Source organism: Leclercia barmai (assembly GCF_049312895.1).
Taxonomy (GTDB): Bacteria; Pseudomonadota; Gammaproteobacteria; order Enterobacterales; family Enterobacteriaceae; genus Enterobacter; species Enterobacter barmai.
On the sequence record NZ_JBMNWZ010000002.1, the window covers coordinates 342,919 to 366,550 of the forward strand.

Consider the following 23,632-nt stretch of genomic DNA (forward strand, 5'->3'; position numbering starts at 1 on the left):
AAGGCGATATATGGATAAAAATGGATCGCAGTATGGAGAAACTTATCAAAAGATAGAGTGCGCGGGCGGGAAGATCAACGTTTCGTAACAATATATTTATAAAACTGAAGCCGTATCATCATAATTTATACATAATTGTGTGGTAATACACCTTTCCCGCATTCACGGGAAAGGCTTAAATACACTATATAAAAATTAAGCCATAATGCATTGGCATTATATTTACAGCTTTTCAATATGATTTAGCTTGGCTGAATAACCTGTTTTCGCCACCGCCTTTAATAATGTCTCCGTCGGGAAACCTTCTGCGACGATAACTTCAGTCTGGCGGGTTTTTAATGAGGCTTTTGCCTTCACTACCCCTTCCGTTTCACGCAGCGCCTGGTTGACCGAAATGACGCACAACGAACAGGTCATGCCCTGCACATCCAGCACCACCTTTTGATTTGCGGCGTGGGCAAACAGCGGCAGCAGTAAACATGCGCTAATCAACAGTCGTTTCATTCCATCACCTCATAAACCCAGGCCACCACCGTGGGATAGAACAGTACCAGCAGCAGCACCGGCAGCGAAAGCCAGAACAGGAAACGCATCTGCCCCAGGGTTAAGCGTCCGGTACACCACAGCCGTTTAGAAAAATAGAGCCGCCAGAACACCCGCAGCATCAGCCCCAGGGAGAGCAGGATCATGGGAACTCGCAGGAACTCGAGCTGGCTGAGCCCGGCAAAACCGGCCGCCGAGATGCCAAACAGCAGATACAGCAGCGGCCCAACGCAGCAGAGCCCGGCGGTAACGGCAGCCGCAGCTGCCGTCAGCAGGGTAAGGCCTGCCCCCTTAGCGTTGTTCGGTTGAGACATAGTTGTACGCGAACACCTTTGGATCGTAGAAATTGAGCGGGTCGCCGTCCACTTCGGCATACGGGTAGCCAAAGTTATTGACTGCGCCCTGCTCTGTCGCCGGGTACAGTTCAAAATCGCGCCCGTAGTTGAAGCCCACCCAGTTCATCTCCCAGTTGCCAAACAGATAAGTGTTTACCGCCTGCACATCGGGATCCTGATGGGCTTTTTTCTCCGCCAGACGCATCTTGGTGACGTCCGCCGGGTCGCACGGCAGCCAGCCGTAACCTGCCAGATAAAACTCCGCCCGACAGTGCTGCCCGCCGCTGACGTCCGCCACGCCCGCGCTGTCGGCTTTGCCGAAGGCGCTGGCAGAGTAGCGTTCCAGCTTGTTGGCTCTGCCCAGACGGATACCGAACAGCTCCCGCGCCGGGATACCGCTGGCGCGCGCCAGGGCGACAAACACCGAGCTGATGTCGGTGCATTTGCCGCTGAGCTTGCCGCTTTGCAGAATGGTCGCCACATCGCCGGTGCCGCAGCCAATCACGTCGTTATCGCGCTCCATATGGCTGCTGACCCATTCGTAGATCAGGCGCGCTTTCTTGAGCGGATCGGTCTCGCCTGCGGTAATTTTTTCCGCCGTTTCGCGCACCAGGCCATCCACCGGGGTGTGCGTCGTTGGCAGCAGATACGGCTTCACCGCCAGCGGGTAAACAATTTGCTCCGGCGCCTGCCAGTTTTTCAGCGCGTCGTGCTTCAGCGGCTCCCAGTCTGCGGTTTCGATCTCCAGATCGAGCTTAAGCAGCAGATCGCCTTCGCTTTTCGGCCAGGTCGCTAAAAGGGTTTTCGCACCGTAGGTATTGTTGGTGGTGACGTACGCCTGCTGGTAGTTGCCGGTAAACGACAGCCCGGTCATCTGCTGAAAGGCGGTATCTACCGGGAGCGGGATCCAGAGTTTGACCACGCCGCTGGAGCCCTGCGGCGGTGTCAGCTTATAGGTTTGTGATAAGACAAAACGGCGGCGCATTACCGGGGCGGCGGGTGCTACGTTGGTTTTCACCGTCTGGCTGGCCACGGCCGGGCCCACTAGACCTGCGGCAGAGAGAAGAACGCTATTTTTAAGAAATTGTCGACGCTGCATGGCTATCTGTCCCTTGAAAATGAGTCTGGCGTCGGCGACACGGGCCGCAAGCACAGAGGAACATCACAGAAGACAGGCACTGGCGCGAAGCGATGGGGTTTATTCATCAATAACAGACCTGTTAACTGTGAATGAAAGAAATTTTTGAGACGGTATTAGGCGCTTTTCAGCCCCTGTTGTACAGGCCTGAAGTCAAAAAAAGGGGCTGTTATCCGTAAAAATTGCAGGGAAAAATGCGAGGGCCGACGCGCCGCTGACAGACGACACAAAGATCTTAATAGGTGACGGGAATCTCAAATCAGAGCATTGGCATAATAGTCCATGCCATAAGCCAGTAGTTCCATAACATTATAAATATGAAAACCCTACTGTTAATTCTTTAATGCCGCAGCGTTAAGAGGCTATTTCCCATGGTGTTTTCGGGGGTAAAGTCTGTGAGGGAATGCATTATTTTCACCTAATATTAAAAATGCACACGGGTATGTCAAACAGCGAAACAACGTTATCACTATCATTTATTTTCACCACCATTCAGAGGTATGAGATGAGTAAAATGTGCTTAACAAAATTATTGTCGGCTGGTTTGCTCGGATTGATGGTCTTTTCCACTTCCGCAATGGCGAAAGAAATTGAAGTGGTCAATATTTCAAAGATTGATGGCATGCCCTGGTTTAATCGCATGGGGGAAGGTGTTACCCAGGCAGGTAAAGATCTCGGCATTAAAGCCTCTCAGGTAGGCCCTTCCAGCACCGACGCCCCACAGCAGGTCAAAATTATTGAGGACTTAATCGCGAAAAAAGTTTCAGCGATCGGGATTGTGCCAAATGATGCCGATGTCCTCGAGCCGGTATTCAAAAAGGCGCGCGAGGCCGGCATTGTGGTGTTAACCAATGAATCCCCCGGTCAACCCAGCGCAAACTGGGATGTCGAAATTATTGATAACGAAAAATTCGCCGCCGACAACGTTGAAGAGATGGCAAAAGCCATGGGCGGTAAAGGGGGCTATGTTATTTACGTTGGCAGCCTGACCGTGCCACAACATAACCTGTGGGCGGATTTGTTCGTGAAATACCAGAAAGAGCACTACCCGGATATGCATGAAGTCACCAGCCGTATGCCGGTGGCCGAGAATATCGACGATGCCCGCCGCACCACCATCGATCTGATGAAAGCCCACCCTGACATGAAAGGGATTGTCTCCTTTGGCTCTCAGGGGCCAATTGGCGCAGGCCGCGCGGTGAAAGAGAAACGTGCGAAAGGCAAAGTCTTCGTGTACGGCATGATGATCCCGTCCCAGGCCGCTTCGCTGATCAAAAGCGGTGATATCGCCATGGGCATCACCTACGACCCGGCCTCAGCGGGTTACGCCATTACCGCCGTCGCCGACAAGGTCCTGAAAGGGGAAGAGATTACTCAGGGCCTGGATATCCCGAACCTCGGCAAAGCCGATGTGGATAGCGAAAAACGCATCATTAAATTCCATAAAGTCCTGCGCGTGACCAAAGAGAATATCGACAGCCTGTATTAATTCGCTGGTTCTGCACGCCCTGCTCTCAGGGCGTGCCGTCTGAGCCCAAAAGAGGTAGTCATGGAGCCGTTTATTTCACTGGGTCATATCAGCAAAACGTTCTACGGTGTGAAAGCGCTGGATAATATCGCTTTGACGTTATTTCCCGGGGAGGTTCACTGTCTGGCCGGGCAGAACGGCTGTGGCAAATCGACGCTGATTAAAATTATTTCCGGCGTCTATAAACCCGATCCCGGGTTTGAAATCGTGATCGACGGTAAAAGCTGGTCGCATCTCTCCCCCATCGACTCGGTCAAAGCCGGGATCCAGGTTATCTATCAGGATCTCTCTCTGTTCCCCAATCTCACCGTGGCGGAGAACATCGGTATCCACCAGCATCACCGCAATCTGCTGGTGAATAAGAAAGAGATCCGCCGTATCGCCGCGCTCACCGTGAAAAGCATTGAAGCGGAACTGGATCTGGATGCGAACGTGGAGTCCCTGCCCATTGCCCAGCGCCAGATTGTGGCGATCTGCCGGGCGCTGGCCCAGGAAGCCAGGCTGATTATTATGGATGAGCCCACTGCCTCGCTCACCATGCAGGAGGTAAAAGGACTCCTGCGGGTGATCGGCGATTTAAAGAAGAGGAACATCTGCGTCGTGTTTGTCAGCCACCGTCTGGATGAAGTGCTCTCTATCTCCGACCGTATCAGCGTGCTGAAAAATGGCACTCTGGTGGGCACCTTCCCTGCCAGCGAGATCAATAATAAAAAACTGGCTTATCTGATGACCGGGAAAGAATTTTCGTATGCGGTGCTGCCGCCGATTGAAAAATTGGGCGAGGTGGCACTGACGGTTAATAACCTCACTAAACAGCACCAGTATAAAGACATCTCTTTTAAGCTCCATCAGGGGGAGATCCTGGCCATTACCGGGCTGCTGGGCGCGGGCAGGACGGAGCTGTGCCTGAGCCTGTTCGGGCTTACGCAACCCGATGCCGGGGAGATACTGCTGGAAGGCAAAGCAGTGCATTTCGCCAGCAACCGGGATGCGATCAATGCCGGTATCGGCTATGTCTCTGAAGATCGGATGAGTACCGGCCTGGTGATGGACCAGTCGATCAATGACAATATTATCTCCACCGTTCTCCGACGCCTGAAAACGCCGTTCAGATTGTTAGACAGATCCAGAGCGGACCGCATCGTCTCCGATTTAGTTGAGCAGCTGAGCATTAAAATTGGCAGCGTGGATCTGCCCGTCAATACCCTCTCCGGGGGCAACGCCCAGCGCGTGGCGATTGCCAAATGGCTGGCGATCAATCCAAAGGTCCTGATCCTGGACTCCCCCACCGTCGGGGTCGACATCGCTAACAAAGCGGGGATCTATCAAATCATCTCCGCCCTTTCCCGCCAGGGGATTGCGGTGCTGATGATCACCGATGAGATCGATGAGGCGTTCTTTAACAGCCACCGCATTTTAGTCATGCGCAAGGGTGAGATCGTGGCAGAAATCCTGCCGGAAAAGACCTCGGAAGCGGCGCTGGCGGAGGTGGCGAATGGTTAATACATTTGGGGTGAAAACCCATGAGCTGTTTTTGGGCCTGACCATCATCGTTATTGGCGGCTATCTGTCGTTTGCCAGCAGCGATTTTCTGACGCTCGGCAATATCTACGACCTGATCAACAACTACGCCATGCTCACCATTCTGGCCTGCGGCCTTTTTATTGTGCTGATTTCCGGCGGGATCGATATCTCCTTTCCGGCCATGACCATCATCTCCCAGTACGTGATGGTCACCCTGATTCAGGGCACTACCGGCAACTTTGCCATCGCTTTTGCGCTCTCCGGCGGGCTGGGGCTGCTGCTCGGATTGATTAACGCCACGCTGGTTAATCGCCTTAACGTGCCTTCCATCATTATTACTATTTCTACCCTCAATATTTTTTACGGCCTGCTGCTCTACCTGACCAAAGGAGTCTGGCTGTACAGCTACCCTGAGTGGTTTGAACAGGGAGTGATGCTGTTCAAATTCACCGCCGCAGACGGCTACGACTACGGCCTGAGCCTGCCGATCATCACCCTTTTAGTCGTGGTGGCGTTAACCGGCTTTATCATGAATAAAACCAGCGCCGGACGGATGATTTACGCCATGGGCGGGAATCGCGAGGCGGCCTCCCGGATGGGATTCGGCATCTTTAAAATGCAGCTGTTTGTTTATGGCTATATGGGGCTGATGTCCGGGGTGGCAGGCGTGGTGCAATCCGCCACCGTCTTAACCGTTGCGCCCGACTCCCTGCTGGGCTATGAGCTGACGGTGCTTGCCGCCGTGGTGTTAGGCGGCACCAGCATCGTCGGCGGACGCGGCACCTTGCTCGGCACCCTGCTGGGGGTCATTTTACTGGCCGTATTACAGAACGGCCTAAATTTGTTAGGGATCTCCTCGTACTGGCATACGGTGGTCACCGGTGTCGTGATCGTCACCAGTATCAGCATGACGGCATGGAGTCAGCGCAAAGGTCAGGGAGTCGTCGTATGAGTACCAATAAAACCCAGGATCGCGTCGAGATATACCTGACCGTGCTCATCGCTGCGGTCGTTATCACATTCAGCTTCCTTATTCCTTCGGTGTTCTGGTCGTCAGCCAACTTCCAGTCCATCGCCTCACAGATGCCGATCCTCGGCGTGCTGGCCCTTGCGATGGCGGTGACTATCCTCACCGGGGGGATTAACCTGTCGATCATCGCCACCATGAATGCCTGCGGGCTGGTGATGGCCTGGGTCGCTACCCACTATCCGCCGACCTTCAGCACCCTGCTGCTGGTTCTCGCGGCCGGTTTAGTTATGGCGCTGGTTATTGGCTCGGTAATCGGATTTTTGATCGCCGTAGTGCGAGTTTCGCCGATATTAGCCACCCTTGGCATCATGACCCTGCTGAAGGGCATTAATATCCTGATCTCCAAAGGCTCGGCGATCTCTAACTTCCCGGATTACATTCTGGTCATTAACAGCACCAATGTTCTCGGTATCCCGCTGCCGCTGCTGGTCTTTCTGGCGGTGGTCGTAGTGCTGTGGGTGATCCTCGAAAAATCCGCGTTCGGGCGAACCCTCTACCTGATTGGCTCTAACGAACAGGCGACCCACTACTCCGGGATCAACACCCGTAAAACCCTTATCTGGGTCTATGTGCTCTCTTCAGTCCTGTGCGTGATTGCCGCCCTGCTGATGATGTCGAAACTCAACTCGGCCAAGGCCTCCTACGGTGAGTCTTATCTGCTGGTGTCGATTCTGGCGGCGGTTCTCGGCGGGGTGAACCCGGATGGGGGCTTTGGTAAGGTCTTTGGCATGGTGATGGCGCTTGTTTTATTGCAGATGCTGGAGAGCGGCCTGAACATTCTGGGGGTAAGCAGCTACATCACCATGGCCCTGTGGGGCGGATTGCTGTTAGCGTTTATCTTCCTGAAAGGGGCGCGGCTCTCGCGTCTCTTTGGCAAACCCTGACTACCCGTGGAGGCCACCAGATGGCGTTAAATCTCTTTTCACAGCTTCCCGAAGCGGGTGCGCGTAACGAAGCGGAAATCTTTGACGCGCTGCTCGCGGCACCGGGGCTCAAAATCGAGCGGATCCTCTCCACCGGCCAGGCCAGCCCGCCCGGTTTCTGGTACTGCCAGGCGGAAAATGAATGGGTGGTGGTACTGCGCGGCTCGGCAGGCGTGAAATTTGAAGAAGAAGATGAGGTCAGGGTTTTGTATGCGGGGGATTCTCTGCACATCCCCGCGCAATGTCGTCACCGGGTGGAGTGGACCGATCCCGGGGAGCCGACGGTATGGCTGGCGGTATTTTATGGCAATACACATAGTCCTTAACTCTCGATTATTGCCGTTAAGTTAAACCGAAAACCAAAGTACCCGTATAGCAAGCACATAAAGAAAACCTTTATTTTCATATAAATAACAGTAAGTTATTCATATCGCCTATGGCATTAATTGACTGGAAATTTCCGCAAGTTATTGGTTTATTGTTTGACGGCAATGAGCCTTAACTAATAAACGGAGTTTTCACAATGGCTATACCGGCGTACTTATGGCTTAAAGATGATGGCGGCGCTCATATCAAGGGGTCAGTAGATGTAAAAGATCGGGAAGGTAGTATTGAAATTCTCGCTTTTGGGCACGGACTGCATCTTCCTACAGATAATCTCACAGGAAAAATTACCGGAACGCGCGTTCACAGTCCTCTTAGCTTTCAAAAAGAATTTGATTCCGCCAGTCCCTACATCTACAAAGCGATAGCAAAAGGTCAGACATTAAAAAGCGCGGAATTTAAATGGTATCGGATAAATGATGCCGGTATGGAAGTTGAATACTTCAATATGTTGCTAGAAAATGTCAAGGTCGTCAGTTCTGCCCCTCATATGCTTGACATCAAAAACCCGATGACAGAAAAGCACAATCATTTAGAAAATGTATCCCTTCGATACGAGAAAATCACCTGGAAATATTGTGACGGCAACGTCCAGTTCTCTGATGCCTGGAACGAAAGATGATTCAATGTACGTTTCATCTTAACGGCGGCCAGTTATCAACGCTGAACTGCCCGGGGATTGGTTTTTTTCCTGCTTACTCAGGTAATAAAGGATTTCACAGAAACAATCCCGATTCAGTTGCGAAACCTAAAAGAGGTCCTCTTCCTCCAGGTAAATACTACATCGTTACCAGACCGACGGGCGGATTACTTTCCCGATGGGATGATGCAATAAAAGGGCTAAGAAGCGGATCCGATCGCGACCTTTGGTTTGCTTTGTACCGGGAGGACAGTCTTATCGATGACACTACCTTCATAAATGAAGTGGAAAGAGGCCACTTTCGTTTGCACCCTGCTGGCAGTTCAGGAAACAGCGATGGCTGCATTACATTACCAAACCATGCTGATTATCGGATACTTATGTTCGCTTTGTATCGTTCTCCCGCCATGATGATTACGGCGCAACTAAAAGCTTTTGGAATAATACAGGTATATTGATGAAACCCATTACCTATGTATGGATATGGCTTACAGAACTACTGACCGTGTCAGTCATTTACAGTGTTATGTGTTTCTTCATGCCTGATGAAGCTATTTTTGACTGGTATGAGGAAAGGTACGGCTTTGTTATCGAAACCAAATGGTACGACTGGTACACCTTAATCCTTTATATCATTGCAATTGCATTGACTTCAGGGCTCATATGGCTGACTGCGTATTTGTCCAGGAAAAGACGTGCGGTAGATCTTTTGAAATGAAGCAAATGTAATAAAAAAACCGCCTTGCGGGGCGGTTTCACGACACTGCTTATTGCTTTGATTATTCTTGTCTTTCCCATGGTAGCCGGAGTGGGACTTGAACCCACACAGCGCGAACGCCGAGGGATTTTAAATCCCTTGTGTCTACCGATTCCACCATCCGGCCTCGGGAAGAAAGTGGAGGCGCGTTCCGGAGTCGAACCGGACTAGACGGATTTGCAATCCGCTACATAACCGCTTTGCTAACGCGCCTTAAATCTTTTGTCTTGCGACTGACACCCGCTATTGCGTATGTCTTAAATTTGGAGCGGGAAACGAGACTCGAACTCGCGACCCCGACCTTGGCAAGGTCGTGCTCTACCAACTGAGCTATTCCCGCATTTATCAAGTCATTACGCTAATCACTTGATTTTGCTATCGACTAACGGACCGTGCCGTCGTTCGATGCGTTGCATTCTACTTACCTGACGTTTTGAGTCAACGTTAATTTTCACCCCAACAGATCGTTTGCTGAAAATTACGTCAAAACGATCACTGATCAAGCAAATCGCCACGCGCGGCGTTCAAATATTGCAACATTGACCACAGGGTCAGCACTGCTGCGACCATAAACAGGCCAATACCGGCCCACTCTACCCACTCGTTTGGACGCCACAGCATCCACACCAGTGCCGCCATCTGCGCGGTAGTTTTGACCTTGCCAATCCAGGAGACCGCCACGCTGCTGCGTTTACCCAGTTCCGCCATCCACTCACGCAGGGCAGAGATGATAATTTCACGGGCAATCATGGTCGCCGCAGGCAGGGTGACCCACCAGCTGTGATAGTGCTCAACCACCAGCACCATGGCGATAGCCACCATCACCTTGTCCGCCACCGGGTCGAGGAAGGCGCCGAAACGGGTGCTCTGGTTCCAGCGACGAGCAAGATAACCGTCAAACCAGTCAGTGACTGCCGCGACAAAAAAGATAAGCGCACATGCGAAAGGAGCCCAGACAAAGGGCAGATAAAACGCCAGTACAAAGAAAGGAATGAGCACGACGCGGAAGAGCGTCAGCAACGTAGGGATATTTAATCGCATAGTGACGGTAACTGTTTGTTGTCAGTAATTATTAGCCCTATGTTGCTACAGAGCCCTCAATGTTTCAACGAGTAGTAGATCTTTTCTGCCAGCCCTTGCGAAATACCTGGCACTTTTGCAATTTCCTCGACGCTGGCGTTGAGTAATCCTTGCAAACCGCCCATATATTTCAGCAACATCTGGCGACGTTTTGGCCCGACCCCTTCGATCGTTTCCAGCGTACTGGTGTTTTTCACTTTTGCCCGTTTTTTGCGGTGGCCGCTAATAGCGTGATCGTGTGACTCATCGCGAATATGCTGGATCACATGTAACGCAGGCGAGTCCGGCGGCAGGCTAAAGCCCTCCCCTTCCGGCTCCAGGAACAGGGTTTCCAGGCCGGCTTTACGATCGGTACCTTTTGCCACGCCTAACAACAGCGGATGATGCTTGTCCCAGGTGACGTCCAGTTCGGCAAACACCGATTTTGCCTGGGCGAGCTGGCCTTTACCCCCGTCAATCAGGATGACGTCCGGAATCTTACTTCCTTCGATGGCTTTACCGTAGCGACGGCGCAGCACCTGATTCATGGCGGCGTAATCATCTCCGGGAGTGATATCAGTAATGTTGTAGCGCCGGTATTCCGCACGCAGCGGGCCGTTCGCGTCGAACACCACGCAGGAGGCCACGGTCTGCTCCCCCATCGTGTGGCTGATATCGAAACACTCCATGCGTTTCACCTCCGGCAGTTTGAGCACCGTCGCCAGCGCAACAAGACGCTGATGAACGGTCGACTGCTGCGACAGCTTGGTGGTCAACGCCGTTGCGGCATTGGTGCGCGCCAGCTTCAGGTAGCGGGCACGATCGCCGCGCGGTTTGGTCTGCACGTTTACCCGACGCCCAGCCAGCTCCGACAGCGAATCTGCCAGCAGGGTTTTATCGCTCAGATTAAAATCGAGCAGAATCTCAGACGGCACCGTTCGCATCTGGCTGCCCTGGAGATAGAACTGCCCGACAAAGGTCTCCACCACTTCGCCCAGCTCCGTACCACCCGGTACTTTCGGGAAATAACTGCGGCTGCCCAGCACCTTACCCTGACGGATAAACAGCACATGCACACAGGCCATGCCCGCATCGAACGACACGCCAATCACGTCCAGGTCGTCGCCGTTATTGGAGACGAACTGTTTTTCCGTTACCCGTCGCACGGCCTGGATCTGATCGCGGATCCGCGCCGCCTCTTCAAAGTTCAGCGCCTGGCTGGCCTTCTCCATGCGGGCGATAAGCTGATTCAGCACCTGGTCGTCTTTACCGGCCAGGAACAGGCGCACATATTCCACCTGTTGAGCGTACTCCTCTTCGCTGACCAGCCCTTCGACGCACGGCCCGAGGCACCGACCTATCTGATACTGCAGGCAGGGGCGAGAGCGGTTGCGATAAACACTGTTTTCACACTGGCGAATCGGGAAGATCTTCTGCAGCAGCGCCAGGGTTTCCCGCACCGCGTAGCCGTTAGGGAACGGGCCGAAGTACTCGCCTTTCGCGTGCTTGGCCCCGCGATGGCTAGCGAGGCGCGGATGTGTGTCGCCGCTCAGGAAAATAAACGGGTAGGATTTATCATCGCGCAGCAGCACGTTGTAACGCGGCTGATACAGCTTGATGTAGTTATGCTCCAGCAACAGCGCTTCGGTCTCTGTGTGGGTCACAGTGACGTCAATCTGCTGGATCTGAGCGACCAGCGCTTCTGTTTTGCGGGAGGCAAGATTGCTGCGGAAGTAGCTGGAAAGACGCTTTTTAAGATCTTTCGCTTTTCCGACATAGATAACCGTCCCGCCTGCGTCGTACATCCGGTAGACGCCTGGCTGGCTGGTGACGGTTTTCAGGAAAGCACTGGATTCAAACACTTCACTCACTGACTAATTAGGGTCTCGGCATTGCACAGACCATGACGGATGGCCAGGTGAGTGAGTTCGACATCGCCATGGATGTTCAGTTTACTGAACATTCGGTAGCGGTAGCTGTTCACCGTTTTCGGGCTGAGATTAAGCTGCTCAGAGATCTCATTCACCTTCTGGCCTTTGGTAATCATCAGCATAATCTGCAATTCGCGCTCAGACAAACTGGCAAACGGTGATTCGGTCTTTTCTGGCTCAATCTGGCTGAGCGCCATTTGCTGCGCGATATCGGAAGCAATATAGCGCTGTCCGGAGTAGACAGACCGGATAGCGTTGACAACTTCCTGCGGAGCGGCGCCTTTGCTCAGGTAGCCCGCGGCGCCCGCCTGCATGACTTTTGCAGGAAGGGGGTTTTCAGTGTGAACCGTCAGCATGATCACTTTGGTATCAACCCAGGCGCGCGCAATTTTACGCGTTGCTTCCAGGCCACCGATACCGGGCATGTTCATGTCCATCAGGACGACATCAGCAGTATTCGTCCGGCACCATTTTACGGCATCTTCACCGCAGCAGGCCTCGCCAGCAACTTTTATACCTTTAATATCTTCAAGAATGCGTCGTATCCCTGCGCGCACCAGTTCGTGGTCATCAACAAGAAGGACGTTGATCAAAGGAAATTCTCCAGAATAGGGATAACGCTACAGACAGTTAATTCGGCTCATATTAACGTTTTTTATCGCAAACTGAAAACGTTAAAAAATGCATGCCTTCGATAAGGCTCTCTTTTTTGGAAATTAACTTGTACATCAACTGGAAACAGAAGCCTTGCTCAGTATGGCTCAACCCTCTTTCTTAAGTCAGATGTTTTCAAAAATTGACGAAATTTAAAGGCTATTTTTCCGCTGTAAAAATACCCCATATAATTTTGTAACAATAATTAACGTTTGCATTACCTTAGCCAAACAATAATCACGGTCTACACTTTCAAAAAGTTTAGTCGGGGCTAAGGTTTAATTAAATAAACAAGACGGGTAAAAGTACAAAAAACAACCACTGCATTTTTTTTTACGGCTTGTGGTATACTCCGCCGCCTTGAACTTTGATCTCTGCGCTCAAGCGCCGTTTTTATGATGAGGAAAATAAATGAGCACACCTGATTTTGCCACTGCTGAGAATAATCAAGAACTGGCACAGGAAGTCTCCTGCCTGAAATCTCTGCTTACCCTGATGCTCCAGGCAATGGGCCAGGCCGACGCGGGTCGTGTGATCCTTAAGATGGAACGCCAGATTGCGCAGATGGAAGATTCATCTCAGGCTGAAGTATTTTCCAGCACCGTTAAGCAAATCAAGCAAGCTTACCGTCAATAAAACAAAAACGGCTGAAAGCAATGCATTCAGCCGTTTACTCGTCTGCCACGCAGAACAGAATTGTAGTCAGATAATCCCCGTCGCCGCCGCATAGCAGGCAATCTGCGTCTTGTTTGGCGCATTGAATTTCTTCTGCATATTCTTCTGATGGAAGTTCACCGTATTTTCAGAAATAGAAAGAATGATGGCTATTTCTGCTGAGGTCTTCCCTTCCGCCGTCCATTTCAGAATTTCTTTCTCGCGCTTGCTGAATTTCATTTCAGGTGGCATCACCATTTCATGCTCCAGCCGCAGCAGCGTCGTCAATGCCATTTGCACCAGCATTTGCAGACGCATTTCAACCACTTCCCCCATCATCACGTTTATTGACAGGCTGGTACTGGAAACCGACAGGAATCCCATCGCATGATTTGGCAGCATCAGACACTGGGTGATCCCTTTACGCAGGCCATGATCGCGCGCACCGTCCCATAAGGATTGCGCATCCGCGAACAGAGCATCGTTCCAGGGTAAGTGTCCGTGAACGAAATTTTCGGGTTTCAGTACCGGATCGATAGCGAAATAATTTTCCGCCTGATACTGCGCCATCCACTGTTGCGGATAGGTGGAATGCACCGAAACTTTGGGTCGGGTGAACGGTACCGGATGACGAACGCAGAGGGCAAAGAAATCGTAGCCCAGGCTCTGAGTTTGTCGCTGAAGTTCGGGATATACCTCGTCGGCTGATGTCATCTCCTGAAAACGGAGATAGCATTCCCGTCGCCATGTGAAAAAGTCTAAATCCTTCATACCAGCTGAATGAAGCCCCTGTAAAAGATAATCATTATTATGATTTCTTAAATTAACACATAAATCTTATTTATATGTATAAAATATCGACCCCGGAGTATTTATCTACACATTTTATGCACTTAGGGTGGTTATGACGGGATAAAATCACGGCAGTATACATTTCTGGGGTGAATATTTTGCTCCGGAGATTAATTCCGGAGCAATTAAAAACAAATATGCTATTGCATCAGGAATTTTTCCAGAAATTGCCGGGTGCGAGGCTGCTGGGGATTTGCGAAGAGCTCTTTAGCTGGCCCCTGCTCAACGATACGCCCCTGATCCATAAATATCGCTCTGTCCGCGACATCACGGGCGAAACTCATCTCATGGGTCACGATCACCAGGGTGCGCTTCTCCTGCGCCAGCTGGCGAATGGCATTCAGTACCTCCCCCACCAGCTCCGGATCCAGCGCGGAGGTGGGTTCATCAAACAGGATCACGTCAGGACGCATCGCCAGCGCGCGGGCAATGGCCACACGCTGCTGCTGCCCACCGGAGAGACGACGCGGGTAGCTGGTCTCTTTACCGGAAAGCCCGACTTTTGCCAGCAGCTCGCGGGCGCGGGCGGTGGCTTCCTCTTTGGGTTCGCCTTTGACAATCACCGGCCCTTCAATGATGTTTTCCAGCACCGTGCGATGGGGAAACAGATTAAAGCTCTGGAAAACGAAGCCGACGTGCTGACGCAGACGACGAATCAGCCCCTTTTGCTGACTCAGCGATTTGCCGGTATCAATGGTGATATCACCCACCCGAATAGTGCCGCCTTCCGGGTGTTCCAGCAGGTTGATGCTGCGCAGCAGCGTGGTTTTACCGGAACCGCTGGGTCCGATAATCGCCACCACTTCGCCCTCCTGCACTTCCAGATCGATGCCGTGCAGCACCGTCTGACCGTGAAACTTCTTCACCAGGTTTTTAACGTCGATAGCACTCATTTCGGATCACGCTCCTGGCGGTTAAGCTGGTTTTCAAAATAGTTTTGCAGCGCCGACAGCACCGTCGCCATGATCCAGTAGATCAGCGAGGCGGCCAGATACATGGTAAATACCTCCAGGGTACGCGAGGTGATCAGCTGCGCCTGGCGGAACAGCTCCGGCACCTGAATGGTGGCCGCCAGCGAGGTGTCCTTCACCAGGCTGATAAAGCTGTTGCTGAGCGGCGGCAGCGCCACGCGCGCGGCCTGCGGCAGAATGGCCCGGCGCAGGGTTTGCCACGGCGTCATACCGATACTGGCCGCGGCTTCCCACTGGCCTTTATCAATTGAGGAGATCGCCGCACGCAGGGTTTCTGCGGCATAGGCGGCGGTGTTGAGCGACAGGCCAATCATCGCCGCCGGGATCGGATCAAGCTCGATACCAAACTGGGGCAGGCCGTAGTAGATCATAAAAAGCTGGGCAATCAGCGGCGTGCCGCGGAATATAGAAATATAAAAACGCGCCAGCCAGCGTAGGGGCAGCAGAGGCGACAGGCGCATCAAGGCCAGCAAAAAGCCCAGCACCAGGCCAAAAAACATCCCGCCAATACTCAGCTGCAGCGTAAACACTGCGCCTTTCAGCAGGAAGGGCAACGAATCAATCACCAGTTGGATACTTTCTTGCATTATGATTTTCTGCCTGTGATTTAGACATGAGGATGGTAGGCAAAGAGAGCGGGCGCCCCGCCGGTATGAATAAACAGAATCGGGCCTTCATCTTTGAAGCGCTTCTGCTCGATCCCGTCGATAAGCCCGGCCATGGCTTTGCCGGTATAGACCGGATCGAGCAGGATCCCTTCCAGACGCGCCAGCAGTTTGACCGCTTCCGTGCCTTCATCATTTGGCGTGCCATAGCCCGGTGCGAAGTAGTCATCCCACAGGATGATATCCGCCTTCGCGCTCACCTCCAGCTGCTGCGCCACTGCCTGCTGCAGCGTGACCACCTTCGGTTTTTGATCGGCAATACTGCGTGACACGGTGACGCCAATCAGTTCAACCTCGGGCATGAGCTGCTCCAGCCCTACCGCCAGGCCGGCATGGGTACCTGCGCTGCCGGAGGCCACCACTACCGAGGAGATGCCGACCGCGCCTTCACACTGCTGGGCGATCTCCAGCGCGCTTTCGACATAGCCCAGCGCACCCAGCGCGTTCGAGCCGCCGACCGGGATCACATACGGACGAAAACCCTGAGCTTCAACGCGGGTCGCCAGCTCGTTCAGCTGTGCCACAGGATCGGTCAGCGCGTCGCACATCTCCACCTGCACGTTGAACAGATCCAGCAGCAGACGGTTGCCGTTGCCGAGGTAGTTTTCTGCTTTGGTGCCGATTGGGTTTTCCAGCAGGGCGATACAGTGCAGCCCCAGTTTTGCCGCCACGGCCGCGGTCTGGCGCACGTGGTTGGACTGGATAGCCCCTGCGGTAATCAGCGTGTCGGCGCCTTCACGCAGCGCATCCGCCGCCAGGAACTCCAGCTTGCGCAGCTTGTTGCCACCCATGGCCATGGGCGTCACGTCATCACGTTTAATAAGGATGTCGCGCCCGAGATAGTCCGATAAGCGCGGTAAGTACTCCAGCGGCGTCGGCGCGCCGATAAATTCGAGGCGCGGAAAACGCGTCAGATTCTGTAATGACATGAAAACCTCCATAACCCTGTCTAAGTCTGATTTTTTTATTATGCACGCTGATGGCGAGGAAATAAAAAAGGCGCTTATCAAAGCGCCTTTTTTTTCAGTCAACTGCTTACTTTGTGACGTCTGCCCCGAACCATTTTTCGGACAGCGCCTTCAGGCTGCCGTCTTTCTGCATTTCTGCAATGGCGCCGTCAACGGCTTTCACCAGATCTTCGTTGTCCTTGCGGATCGCCACGCCCGCTTCCTGACGGGAGAAGGCATCACCGGCTACGGCCAGGGTATCTTTGGTTTTCTTCACCAGATCCAGCGCCGCCAGACGGTCAACCAGAATGGCATCGATACGGCCTACGCGCAGATCCTGGTATTTAGTCGGGTCATCATCATAGGTACGGATATCCACGCCCTGCACGTTCTGGCGCAGCCACTCTTCGTAGTTGGTACCCAGACCGACACCGACTTTTTTGCCCTTCAGATCGGCGGCAGATTTAATCGAACCTTCGTTGCCTTTTTTCACCAGCGCCTGGATACCGGAGACGGTATATGGGGTGGAGAAGTCATATTTTTTCTTACGTTCGTCAGAGATGGTGACCTGGTTAATCACCACATCGATACGTTTTGAGTCCAGCGACGCCAGCATGCCGTCCCATTTGGTCGGCTTCAGAGACGCTTTAACGCCGAGGTGTTTTGCCAGCTCTTCGGCGAACTCTACTTCAAAACCGGTCAGTTTACCGTCGTCACCCTGGAAGCTGAACGGAGGATAGGTCCCTTCCAGCCCAACCAGCAGCGTGCCGCGCTCTTTAACTTTATTTAAAAGACCTTCTGCTGCGAAGGTCTTGACGCTCATACCCGCAACCAGCGCAACGGCCATTACACCCATCAGCGCCTGACGACCCAGAAGTGCAAATTTCATACATACCCCGATATCATAGGAATTTTGAGTGTAGTGTAGGGTGTTCGGCCGTAAGGTCAAACACGACTGCGCTACATGTTATTCATTTTTAATATATATCAGAAGTTGTTTCGCGGTGGACTTTCTGCTTCACCGCCACCGGCATTTGCGATTTGTATTGCGCATATTTGCGCAGCGCAATCCGGTAGTTATTGGTGCTGGTCGCAGGCAGCCACGGCTCCAGATTTTCGTCCAGATAACCGTTGGTCAAAAGCTCGCGTGAGATATTTTGCGAGGTCAGATGCTGGCCAAGACGACGCAGACGGACAACATATTCGCGCACCGTTCCATGGCTCATCTCTGTCTGTTCAAACAGGAACTGCTTGAAGCCGATAATGTCGAAAAAGTCGCTCTGCTCTTTACAGTGCAGATCGCCACAAAAACGACATAACGCCACCCACTCTTTCTGCTCTTCCAGCCATCCGGCTTCATCCAGCAGGGTATCGAGACGGGAGATCGCAATTTTATTGACGATCTCTCCACGACGGACCAGCGTGATGCGGTCGAGCAATTTATGGCAATGGGCGCAATGCGTCTGGCTGTGTTTAAAGTCTTTCAGGTAGCGGCTTAGTGGCCGTCTTTTAGATTGCTGCACCGTCATGATAACTCCTGGTTGTCAATACGTTGTGCGGCACTTAACGGGTGACAGGGATCACCTATAACTTACCCAGCTTGGTACGTAAGCGTTTAATGGCCTGACTATGCAGCTGGCTAACCCGCGACTCCCCGACTTCCAGCACGGCACCAATCTCCTTGAGATTGAGCTCTTCCTGGTAATAAAGGGTCAGCACCAGTTGTTCGCGTTCCGGTAAAGCCTCAATGGCTTCCATCACGCGCTGGCGAACGTTGCCTTCCATTAGCTGGTGCAACGGGTTTTCCTGCTGATGATCGTCCGTCACCAGTTCGATGCTATCGCCATGCTCTTCGCGCCACTCGTCGTAAGAGAAGAGTTGGCTATTATTGGTATCGAGCAACATCTGACGGTAGTCGGCAGTGGTGATCCCCAGACGATCCGCAACCTCGGTTTCCGTCGCGTTACGTCCGAGCTCTTGCTCCAGCTGCCCCATCGCCTGCGCCACTTCGCGTGCATTGCGGCGAACACTGCGCGGCACCCAATCCCGGCTGCGCAGTTCATCCAGCATCGCACCACGAATACGCTGTACTGCGTAAGTCGTAAATGCCGTTCCTTGCAGAGCGTCGTATCGGTCAACTGCATTCAATAACCCGATACCGCCCGCTTGTAGCAGATCGTCCAGTTCCACACTCGCCGGCAGACGTACCTGAAGCCGCAATGCTTCATGGCGCACCAGCGGAACATAACGCTGCCACAGCGAGTGTTTATCCATTACACCTTCAGCGGTATAGAGTGAATTCACGATAAACAGCCCTGCGTTAGTTGAGTTATCGGCATGATTATCCGATTCTGGAGGGGTTTTAATCGTGTGAATAGGGGGGGGAATGGGGGGTTATTTAGGATTTACCCACCCAACGATCTTCCGGGATCGCGTAGAACACTAATTCAAATGCTAATTCTGGGTGGTGGGCACGTAAGTAAAACTTGTAGCCCGCGTTCACAGATTGCACAAATTGCGGAATAGTGATCAGATCCTCAGGCTTATGGTAAACGCTAATTGCCAGTACCGGACTGTGTTCCCTAATTGTTATTTCAGCACCCCGTAACGCATTGAGCTCAGCACCTTCAACATCCATTTTGATAAAGGTCGCTTTTTTGCCCTGTAAGATATTATCGATACTGGTTAATGCAATACTTTCCCCTGCAGCAGCTTCATCGCTGAGCCGTGATGAGAGAGCCAGTCCTGATTGGAAATAGAGCCGGGCTTCTTCATGCCAAACACCTTTATTCACGCAGAGGCATGATTTTATATATGCGGTGTTCGCCACAAGCTTATTAAAGTTATCAACGTCAGGTTCGAAGCCAATAATATTTTCCGGCTGCACGAAACCCTGTGCTTCAAACTCTTGCATGAAAGCATTAATGCTGTCGCCATCATAGGCACCACAGTCGACAAACACCTCTCCCTCTTCCAACTGGACAACATCCAGAGGGAAGTAATGTTTCGGTTCGTAAACAGAGTGATACGGTCCGCGTTTAGCACTCAACCGCTGATTGAGAAATGCCACCAGCGTGCGCTTCGATTTCTCATCCGCGAGTTGCTCATAAAACTGGTTTAGTACTTCTGAATTTTCTTCGCAAAATTCAGGCGTATACCACAGGTTCGTATTAACACCGATGAATGCGGGATCGTAAATCAACACTTCGCAGGCCGCTTCACTTAATGTCGCACTCAGTTCAGGTGTCACATGCTGCAAGGCAACGATACCGTTGAAAGCGGTCTTATTAGCAATGAGATCTTCGATAGCAATAACAGGTATGCCATGGAAATCGGCACCTACAGAGATATAAGCTCGGTTTAGTGCGACATAATCTAACTGGATATTCTGGCGCGCCAGAAAATTCCACGTCATCTCGCCCAGGCAGCCAGCACCGTATAGCACCAGAGGGTTACCATTATTTTGCATGCGCTGCAGAGTATCGAAAAAGTAATTATTTTTCTCTGTCAGCAAATTTAATAAGCTCATTGAATCCTCATTTTAAGAGATAGCTGGATTGTTAATACATACACGGCTTGCTGAGTGCGCACTTTGTTGCGTCTTTTGCAAAAAGTCCAGACCACGCTGCGCCGTATCAGCGCCTGCAGAATAAGCGGACTCTTCACCCCGCAAACTCGCTGCAATGTCGGCATAATAGTTGGCGAAAGCTTCAATAAAACCTGCCGGGTGACCAGCTTTGAACCGGCAATAGCGATCATGGTGAGCCACGCGGTTATCGCCTGAAGTGCGATCCACCAGCGAGATCCGGCCTGCACTGTCGCTCATACGCAGCACTTCCGGATCCATCTGCACCCATTCTGCGCTACCTTCCGAACCATAAACACGAAGGCGTAACCCGTTGCGATAACCCATGGCCGCTTTACCGTACCAGTAGTTACAGACCAAATCGTCGGTATAACGCGAGACAATATGTACGGTATCCACAACATTCGGAATGCGTGCGAAAGTGCTGTTTACCGCATATACGTCCAGCGCCTGTTTGTTGGTGAGAAATTCGACCATGTGGTGGACATGAACCCCCAGATCGAGGGATACGGTCGGGATCGGGCCATCGCTACAGCGCCATGATTGCGGTATTGCTGGCGATCCATCGGCCCTGACTCTGGCAAATCCTTCCTGAGGCATTTCGACCATAACCTGCTGGATCTTACCGAGTTCTCCGCTCAGCAAACGCTCCCGCAACTCGCGGATCATTGGATATCCGCTGTAGTTATAGGTCACAAAAAGCTTGCCCGATAAGCGTTCAACTTCATCAGCAATCTCTTTCGCCTCTTCCACGGTTGCGACTAACGCTTTCTCGCAAATAACCGGTAGACGGTACTCCAGACAGGCCAGGATGATTTCCCGGTGGGCAGGCGTCGGCGTCAGAATGACCAGCGCGTCTAAATCCTGATGACACTCTTCCAGCAGCACCATTGCGTCGCGGTAGATCTTTTCTGGCTCGAGGCCCCACTGCTGCCCGGTCTGAAGATTAATGGCCTGGTCCCGACTAAAACAACCGGCGATTAATTTGAAGTGTCCATCCATCTGGCTGGCAATTTTATGAGTCTGACCTATTGCGGAATTTATGCCGCCACCAATAAACCCCAGAGAAAGTGGCTTAAACATCAACATATCCTTCATAAGCATTGAGCAAAAAATAATCTTTTAGTTGCGGCGTCATCTGTAGCAAGGTCGCGTCATCCCTGAACTCAGCAAAAATAAGTCCCGCTCTGTCACCCGGAGCTGGACCCACCAGGGTGCCGGGGCTGGTCAACGGGATCATTTCAATCACATCAGCCGGTAAGGATTTAAACGCGAAGCCCATAAAGCGCATCGGACGATCGACAGAGACGGTGTGGCGCGCAATAGATCTGATCTGTGCCGGTCGGCGTGGCGCAACGGGTGTTGATTTGCCAAGAAACGGCGCGACAAACCAGTCGGCATAGGCCACACCGGTGGAGAGTTCAATCAAGCGGGAATAGAGATCGCCCGGACAGCGTCGGGTTAATTCGATTAGCCAGAACTGCCCTTCACTGGCAATAAACTGGGTATGCAGCAGGCCATCTACCAGTCGCAGATCGCTGACAATGCTTTGCATGCACTCGCTGACCCTGTCGCGCAGCGCCGGTGACAGTTTCTGACTGAGGCTGCTGCTGTTTACCTGCCAGGGATAAACCGTGCAGTATTCATCAACAAAAAACTCGCAGACGATTTCACCGTTGCGGATAAATGCAGAGTGGCTGTAAAGATCGCCTTCGCAAAAATTTTCCACCACATACTGTTTACCCGGCGAGGCCTCGCGTGCGGTTTCGATCGCCGCCTCCAGCATTATCCAGTCGGTCACTTTGGTAATGCCGTTACCGCTGTAGGCATCAACCGGCTTAACCAGCAGTGGTAACGTTAAGCGCCGCGCTTGTTCTGCATTCCAGGCGGCCTGCGGCACGGGCAGACCTTTATTATGCGCCCAGGCACGAAATTTATCTTTCAGGAAAATGGTGTCGCTGACATCAGGTGTATCGAAACCGGGCAGTCCCAGCGCATGTGCAACCCGGCAGCCGCTCAGGTAGGAAACGTCAGTTACGCCCGGAAGCAGCGCCGCGATATTCTCTTCCCGCGCAATCGCCAGCACGGCGTCGGTATGCGCATAGTTTTGCAGGCGTGACGTATCAGCATATTTCATCCCCGCGTCGCCCGCTTTTCCGCTGCATATCAGGGTGCGAAAACCAGCCGCTTTCACGGCATGCTGCAGCGGCAGAGAGGCAAATCCTGCATCCAGCATTAAAGCCTGAGGTAACTGTTTCATCCCGCGCACCTCTCAAGAATAAGTTCCACGTCGTGACTCTCGTCGCACAGACTGGCGGCCCGTTTAATGGTCTCGACGATGCGAAGTTGGTCTTGTACCGAAAGCCCCGGATAAATCGGTAAGCACAGTACCTCTTGCGCAATCTTATTGGCGCAAGGCAGATTCTCTGGCGAGGAGGTAGGTAATCCACGGTACATCGCGAAGGAACTGATCAGTGGGAAGAAATAACGCCGTGTATAAATGTTCTCCGTTTTGAGCAAGTCGTACACTTCATCCCGCGTCAGAGGGAAGGCGTTCTTGATCAAAATCGGGAAGTAGGCATAGTTCCAGCTCACGTCCTCAGGAATCTGAATTAACTCGATGTCATCAATGTCTGCCAGCATCGCGGAATAGCGCTGATAGATCGATGCTCTTTCGTTTAATGCAGTATCGATATGTTTGAGCTGAAGCAGCCCGAATGCGGCCTCAACCTCATTCATTTTGGCGTTGATGCCCGGTGCGACGACCCGGGTTTCACCGGCAAAACCGAAGTTCTTCAGATAATCAATGCGCTGCTTGGTCGCGGCATCATGGCAAACAATGGCGCCGCCTTCGAAGGTGTTAAATACCTTTGTTGCATGGAAGCTCAGAACAGAGAGATCCCCTTGATTGAGAATGCTGACGCCGTTTTGGCGCACGCCAAACGCATGGGCCGCGTCATAGATCACCTTCAGACCGTAGGCGTCAGCAATCTGCTGAATTTTGTCCATTTCACTCGGGATACCGTAACAGTGGACCGGCATAATGGCCGTAGTATTGGGGGTGATGAGCTCTTCTATACGACGGGGATCGATATTAAAGGTATCGGGATCGATGTCCGCAAAGACCGGCGTCAGGCCATTCCATAACAACGTGTGCGAGGTGGCAACGAAGGAGTACGGCGTGGTAATCACCTCACCCGTCACGCGCAGCGCCTGCAGGGCGGTTAAAAGAGCAAGCGTACCGTTGGCAAACAGGCAAATGTGTTTCACTCCAAGGTAGTCCGCCAGCGCCGCTTCCAGCTGCTGATGAAATTCCCCACCGTTGGTCAGCACTTTGTTTTGCCAGATTTGCTCCAGGTAAGGGATAAACTCCTCCAGAGGGGGGAGCAACGGACTGGTGACATACACGTTATCACTCATAAGAGAACCTGTGGAATGAGGGGATTATCACCAATCATAACGAGATCATCTGCTGAGCTATCGGTAAAACAAGGCGTCTTTCGAGGTGTAA

General features: G+C 52.4%; 26 protein-coding genes and 3 tRNA genes. 9 read left to right on the top strand and 20 right to left on the bottom strand.

The genetic code is table 11. The annotated features are described in order from the left end of the window. Positions 1-222: 222 nt before the first annotated feature. From ACOYA6_RS10000 to ACOYA6_RS10010, 3 genes are read right to left on the bottom strand one after another with little or no spacing between them, the layout of a single operon-like run. A complete protein-coding gene (locus ACOYA6_RS10000) occupies positions 223-504 on the bottom strand; it encodes a heavy-metal-associated domain-containing protein (RefSeq protein ID WP_422654621.1) in 282 nt (93 codons plus the stop codon). Continuing rightward, complete coding sequence (locus tag ACOYA6_RS10005) at positions 501-857, bottom strand: mercuric transporter MerT family protein (protein WP_039030879.1); 357 nt, start codon at positions 855-857, stop codon at positions 501-503. Before ACOYA6_RS10005 ends, ACOYA6_RS10000 begins: the two co-directional genes overlap by 4 nt. Beyond that, a complete protein-coding gene (locus ACOYA6_RS10010) occupies positions 835-1,977 on the bottom strand; it encodes a transglutaminase-like domain-containing protein (protein ID WP_422654622.1) in 1,143 nt (380 codons plus the stop codon). The genes ACOYA6_RS10005 and ACOYA6_RS10010 overlap by 23 nt, the downstream gene beginning before the upstream one ends. Before the next feature lie 544 nt (positions 1,978-2,521). Here ACOYA6_RS10010 and ACOYA6_RS10015 point away from each other — a divergent pair. From ACOYA6_RS10015 to ACOYA6_RS10050, 8 genes are all read left to right on the top strand, one after another. Then, on the top strand, positions 2,522-3,505 hold the full coding sequence (locus ACOYA6_RS10015; RefSeq protein ID WP_039030881.1) for an autoinducer 2 ABC transporter substrate-binding protein: 984 nt from the start codon (positions 2,522-2,524) through the stop codon (positions 3,503-3,505). A 60-nt stretch (positions 3,506-3,565) separates the two neighbouring features. Then, complete coding sequence (locus ACOYA6_RS10020) at positions 3,566-5,047, top strand: sugar ABC transporter ATP-binding protein (protein ID WP_422654623.1); 1,482 nt, start codon at positions 3,566-3,568, stop codon at positions 5,045-5,047. Further along, the gene (locus ACOYA6_RS10025; RefSeq protein WP_138369382.1) at positions 5,040-6,020 is read left to right on the top strand and encodes an ABC transporter permease; all 981 of its coding nucleotides are present in this window, start codon (positions 5,040-5,042) and stop codon (positions 6,018-6,020) included. Before ACOYA6_RS10020 ends, ACOYA6_RS10025 begins: the two co-directional genes overlap by 8 nt. Beyond that, positions 6,017-6,982: an ABC transporter permease gene (locus ACOYA6_RS10030; RefSeq protein ID WP_422654624.1), complete on the top strand. Its 966-nt coding sequence runs from the start codon at positions 6,017-6,019 to the stop codon at positions 6,980-6,982. Before ACOYA6_RS10025 ends, ACOYA6_RS10030 begins: the two co-directional genes overlap by 4 nt. A gap of 20 nt (positions 6,983-7,002) precedes the next feature. Beyond that, positions 7,003-7,347, top strand: coding sequence for a cupin domain-containing protein (locus ACOYA6_RS10035; RefSeq protein ID WP_039030885.1), 345 nt, complete (start codon positions 7,003-7,005; stop codon positions 7,345-7,347). 197 nt (positions 7,348-7,544) lie between these two features. After that, positions 7,545-8,027 carry an Hcp family type VI secretion system effector gene (locus tag ACOYA6_RS10040; RefSeq protein WP_039030886.1) on the top strand — a complete coding sequence of 161 codons (483 nt, stop codon included), beginning with the start codon at positions 7,545-7,547 and terminating at the stop codon, positions 8,025-8,027. Continuing rightward, positions 8,024-8,503, top strand: a complete 480-nt coding sequence (locus ACOYA6_RS10045) for a DUF2778 domain-containing protein (RefSeq protein ID WP_072036697.1) — start codon at positions 8,024-8,026, stop codon at positions 8,501-8,503. The genes ACOYA6_RS10040 and ACOYA6_RS10045 overlap by 4 nt, the downstream gene beginning before the upstream one ends. Then, entirely contained in the window at positions 8,503-8,763 is a 261-nt protein-coding gene (locus ACOYA6_RS10050; RefSeq protein WP_039030887.1) for a hypothetical protein, read from the top strand. The genes ACOYA6_RS10045 and ACOYA6_RS10050 overlap by 1 nt, the downstream gene beginning before the upstream one ends. A gap of 79 nt (positions 8,764-8,842) precedes the next feature. Here ACOYA6_RS10050 and ACOYA6_RS10055 read toward each other — a convergent pair. The 6 genes from ACOYA6_RS10055 to uvrY form a co-directional block, all read right to left on the bottom strand. Next, positions 8,843-8,929, bottom strand: a tRNA-Leu gene (locus tag ACOYA6_RS10055). A gap of 12 nt (positions 8,930-8,941) precedes the next feature. After that, positions 8,942-9,015 (bottom strand) — tRNA-Cys (locus tag ACOYA6_RS10060). A 51-nt stretch (positions 9,016-9,066) separates the two neighbouring features. Then, positions 9,067-9,142 (bottom strand) — tRNA-Gly (locus ACOYA6_RS10065). A 152-nt stretch (positions 9,143-9,294) separates the two neighbouring features. Continuing rightward, complete coding sequence (pgsA, locus tag ACOYA6_RS10070) at positions 9,295-9,843, bottom strand: CDP-diacylglycerol--glycerol-3-phosphate 3-phosphatidyltransferase (protein ID WP_032612063.1); 549 nt, start codon at positions 9,841-9,843, stop codon at positions 9,295-9,297. 56 nt (positions 9,844-9,899) lie between these two features. Beyond that, complete coding sequence (uvrC, locus tag ACOYA6_RS10075; protein WP_039030888.1) at positions 9,900-11,732, bottom strand: excinuclease ABC subunit UvrC; 1,833 nt, start codon at positions 11,730-11,732, stop codon at positions 9,900-9,902. After that, entirely contained in the window at positions 11,729-12,385 is a 657-nt protein-coding gene (gene uvrY / locus ACOYA6_RS10080; protein WP_039030889.1) for a UvrY/SirA/GacA family response regulator transcription factor, read from the bottom strand. The genes uvrC and uvrY overlap by 4 nt, the downstream gene beginning before the upstream one ends. A gap of 472 nt (positions 12,386-12,857) precedes the next feature. Here uvrY and ACOYA6_RS10085 point away from each other — a divergent pair, with 472 nt between their 5' ends. Beyond that, on the top strand, positions 12,858-13,082 hold the full coding sequence (locus tag ACOYA6_RS10085) for a DUF2594 family protein (RefSeq protein WP_039030890.1): 225 nt from the start codon (positions 12,858-12,860) through the stop codon (positions 13,080-13,082). Positions 13,083-13,148: 66 nt separating this feature from the next. On the opposite strand, the gene sdiA is transcribed toward ACOYA6_RS10085, so the two are convergent. The 11 genes from sdiA to ACOYA6_RS10140 all read right to left on the bottom strand — a co-directional run bounded on the left by sdiA (position 13,149) and on the right by ACOYA6_RS10140 (position 23,541). Continuing rightward, positions 13,149-13,871, bottom strand: coding sequence for a quorum-sensing transcriptional regulator SdiA (gene sdiA, locus ACOYA6_RS10090; protein WP_039030891.1), 723 nt, complete (start codon positions 13,869-13,871; stop codon positions 13,149-13,151). Between the two features lie 221 nt (positions 13,872-14,092). After that, entirely contained in the window at positions 14,093-14,845 is a 753-nt protein-coding gene (tcyN, locus tag ACOYA6_RS10095) for an L-cystine ABC transporter ATP-binding protein TcyN (protein WP_039030892.1), read from the bottom strand. Continuing rightward, entirely contained in the window at positions 14,842-15,510 is a 669-nt protein-coding gene (tcyL, locus tag ACOYA6_RS10100) for a cystine ABC transporter permease (RefSeq protein ID WP_138369388.1), read from the bottom strand. Before tcyL ends, tcyN begins: the two co-directional genes overlap by 4 nt. A gap of 20 nt (positions 15,511-15,530) precedes the next feature. Then, on the bottom strand, positions 15,531-16,517 hold the full coding sequence (gene dcyD / locus ACOYA6_RS10105; protein WP_039030894.1) for a D-cysteine desulfhydrase: 987 nt from the start codon (positions 16,515-16,517) through the stop codon (positions 15,531-15,533). A 106-nt stretch (positions 16,518-16,623) separates the two neighbouring features. Next, positions 16,624-17,424 carry a cystine ABC transporter substrate-binding protein gene (gene tcyJ, locus ACOYA6_RS10110; protein ID WP_039030895.1) on the bottom strand — a complete coding sequence of 267 codons (801 nt, stop codon included), beginning with the start codon at positions 17,422-17,424 and terminating at the stop codon, positions 16,624-16,626. An 88-nt stretch (positions 17,425-17,512) separates the two neighbouring features. Then, positions 17,513-18,064 carry a flagella biosynthesis regulatory protein FliZ gene (gene fliZ / locus ACOYA6_RS10115; protein WP_138369391.1) on the bottom strand — a complete coding sequence of 184 codons (552 nt, stop codon included), beginning with the start codon at positions 18,062-18,064 and terminating at the stop codon, positions 17,513-17,515. A gap of 55 nt (positions 18,065-18,119) precedes the next feature. After that, complete coding sequence (gene fliA / locus ACOYA6_RS10120) at positions 18,120-18,839, bottom strand: RNA polymerase sigma factor FliA (RefSeq protein ID WP_039030897.1); 720 nt, start codon at positions 18,837-18,839, stop codon at positions 18,120-18,122. 94 nt (positions 18,840-18,933) lie between these two features. Then, entirely contained in the window at positions 18,934-20,064 is a 1,131-nt protein-coding gene (locus tag ACOYA6_RS10125; protein WP_039030898.1) for an FkbM family methyltransferase, read from the bottom strand. Between the two features lie 12 nt (positions 20,065-20,076). Further along, positions 20,077-21,204 carry a Gfo/Idh/MocA family protein gene (locus ACOYA6_RS10130; RefSeq protein WP_039030899.1) on the bottom strand — a complete coding sequence of 376 codons (1,128 nt, stop codon included), beginning with the start codon at positions 21,202-21,204 and terminating at the stop codon, positions 20,077-20,079. Further along, positions 21,197-22,381: an ATP-grasp domain-containing protein gene (locus ACOYA6_RS10135; RefSeq protein ID WP_422654625.1), complete on the bottom strand. Its 1,185-nt coding sequence runs from the start codon at positions 22,379-22,381 to the stop codon at positions 21,197-21,199. Before ACOYA6_RS10135 ends, ACOYA6_RS10130 begins: the two co-directional genes overlap by 8 nt. Then, positions 22,378-23,541: a DegT/DnrJ/EryC1/StrS family aminotransferase gene (locus tag ACOYA6_RS10140; protein ID WP_422654626.1), complete on the bottom strand. Its 1,164-nt coding sequence runs from the start codon at positions 23,539-23,541 to the stop codon at positions 22,378-22,380. The genes ACOYA6_RS10135 and ACOYA6_RS10140 overlap by 4 nt, the downstream gene beginning before the upstream one ends. Between the last annotated feature and the right edge of the window lie 91 nt (positions 23,542-23,632).

Bases quoted from the DNA above. Each gene is read 5' to 3' on its own strand.
- ACOYA6_RS10000 (WP_422654621.1), bottom strand. From the start codon at position 504: ATGAAACGACTGTTGATTAGCGCATGTTTACTGCTGCCGCTGTTTGCC.
- ACOYA6_RS10005 (WP_039030879.1), bottom strand. From the start codon at position 857: ATGTCTCAACCGAACAACGCTAAGGGGGCAGGCCTTACCCTGCTGACG.
- ACOYA6_RS10010 (WP_422654622.1), bottom strand. From the start codon at position 1,977: ATGCAGCGTCGACAATTTCTTAAAAATAGCGTTCTTCTCTCTGCCGCA.
- ACOYA6_RS10015 (WP_039030881.1), top strand. From the start codon at position 2,522: ATGAGTAAAATGTGCTTAACAAAATTATTGTCGGCTGGTTTGCTCGGA.
- ACOYA6_RS10020 (WP_422654623.1), top strand. From the start codon at position 3,566: ATGGAGCCGTTTATTTCACTGGGTCATATCAGCAAAACGTTCTACGGT.
- ACOYA6_RS10025 (WP_138369382.1), top strand. From the start codon at position 5,040: ATGGTTAATACATTTGGGGTGAAAACCCATGAGCTGTTTTTGGGCCTG.
- ACOYA6_RS10030 (WP_422654624.1), top strand. From the start codon at position 6,017: ATGAGTACCAATAAAACCCAGGATCGCGTCGAGATATACCTGACCGTG.
- ACOYA6_RS10035 (WP_039030885.1), top strand. From the start codon at position 7,003: ATGGCGTTAAATCTCTTTTCACAGCTTCCCGAAGCGGGTGCGCGTAAC.
- ACOYA6_RS10040 (WP_039030886.1), top strand. From the start codon at position 7,545: ATGGCTATACCGGCGTACTTATGGCTTAAAGATGATGGCGGCGCTCAT.
- ACOYA6_RS10045 (WP_072036697.1), top strand. From the start codon at position 8,024: ATGATTCAATGTACGTTTCATCTTAACGGCGGCCAGTTATCAACGCTG.
- ACOYA6_RS10050 (WP_039030887.1), top strand. From the start codon at position 8,503: ATGAAACCCATTACCTATGTATGGATATGGCTTACAGAACTACTGACC.
- pgsA (WP_032612063.1), bottom strand. From the start codon at position 9,843: ATGCGATTAAATATCCCTACGTTGCTGACGCTCTTCCGCGTCGTGCTC.
- ACOYA6_RS10085 (WP_039030890.1), top strand. From the start codon at position 12,858: ATGAGCACACCTGATTTTGCCACTGCTGAGAATAATCAAGAACTGGCA.
- sdiA (WP_039030891.1), bottom strand. From the start codon at position 13,871: ATGAAGGATTTAGACTTTTTCACATGGCGACGGGAATGCTATCTCCGT.
- tcyN (WP_039030892.1), bottom strand. From the start codon at position 14,845: ATGAGTGCTATCGACGTTAAAAACCTGGTGAAGAAGTTTCACGGTCAG.
- tcyL (WP_138369388.1), bottom strand. From the start codon at position 15,510: ATGCAAGAAAGTATCCAACTGGTGATTGATTCGTTGCCCTTCCTGCTG.
- dcyD (WP_039030894.1), bottom strand. From the start codon at position 16,517: ATGTCATTACAGAATCTGACGCGTTTTCCGCGCCTCGAATTTATCGGC.
- tcyJ (WP_039030895.1), bottom strand. From the start codon at position 17,424: ATGAAATTTGCACTTCTGGGTCGTCAGGCGCTGATGGGTGTAATGGCC.
- fliZ (WP_138369391.1), bottom strand. From the start codon at position 18,064: ATGACGGTGCAGCAATCTAAAAGACGGCCACTAAGCCGCTACCTGAAA.
- ACOYA6_RS10125 (WP_039030898.1), bottom strand. From the start codon at position 20,064: ATGAGCTTATTAAATTTGCTGACAGAGAAAAATAATTACTTTTTCGAT.
- ACOYA6_RS10130 (WP_039030899.1), bottom strand. From the start codon at position 21,204: ATGTTTAAGCCACTTTCTCTGGGGTTTATTGGTGGCGGCATAAATTCC.
- ACOYA6_RS10135 (WP_422654625.1), bottom strand. From the start codon at position 22,381: ATGAAACAGTTACCTCAGGCTTTAATGCTGGATGCAGGATTTGCCTCT.
- ACOYA6_RS10140 (WP_422654626.1), bottom strand. From the start codon at position 23,541: ATGAGTGATAACGTGTATGTCACCAGTCCGTTGCTCCCCCCTCTGGAG.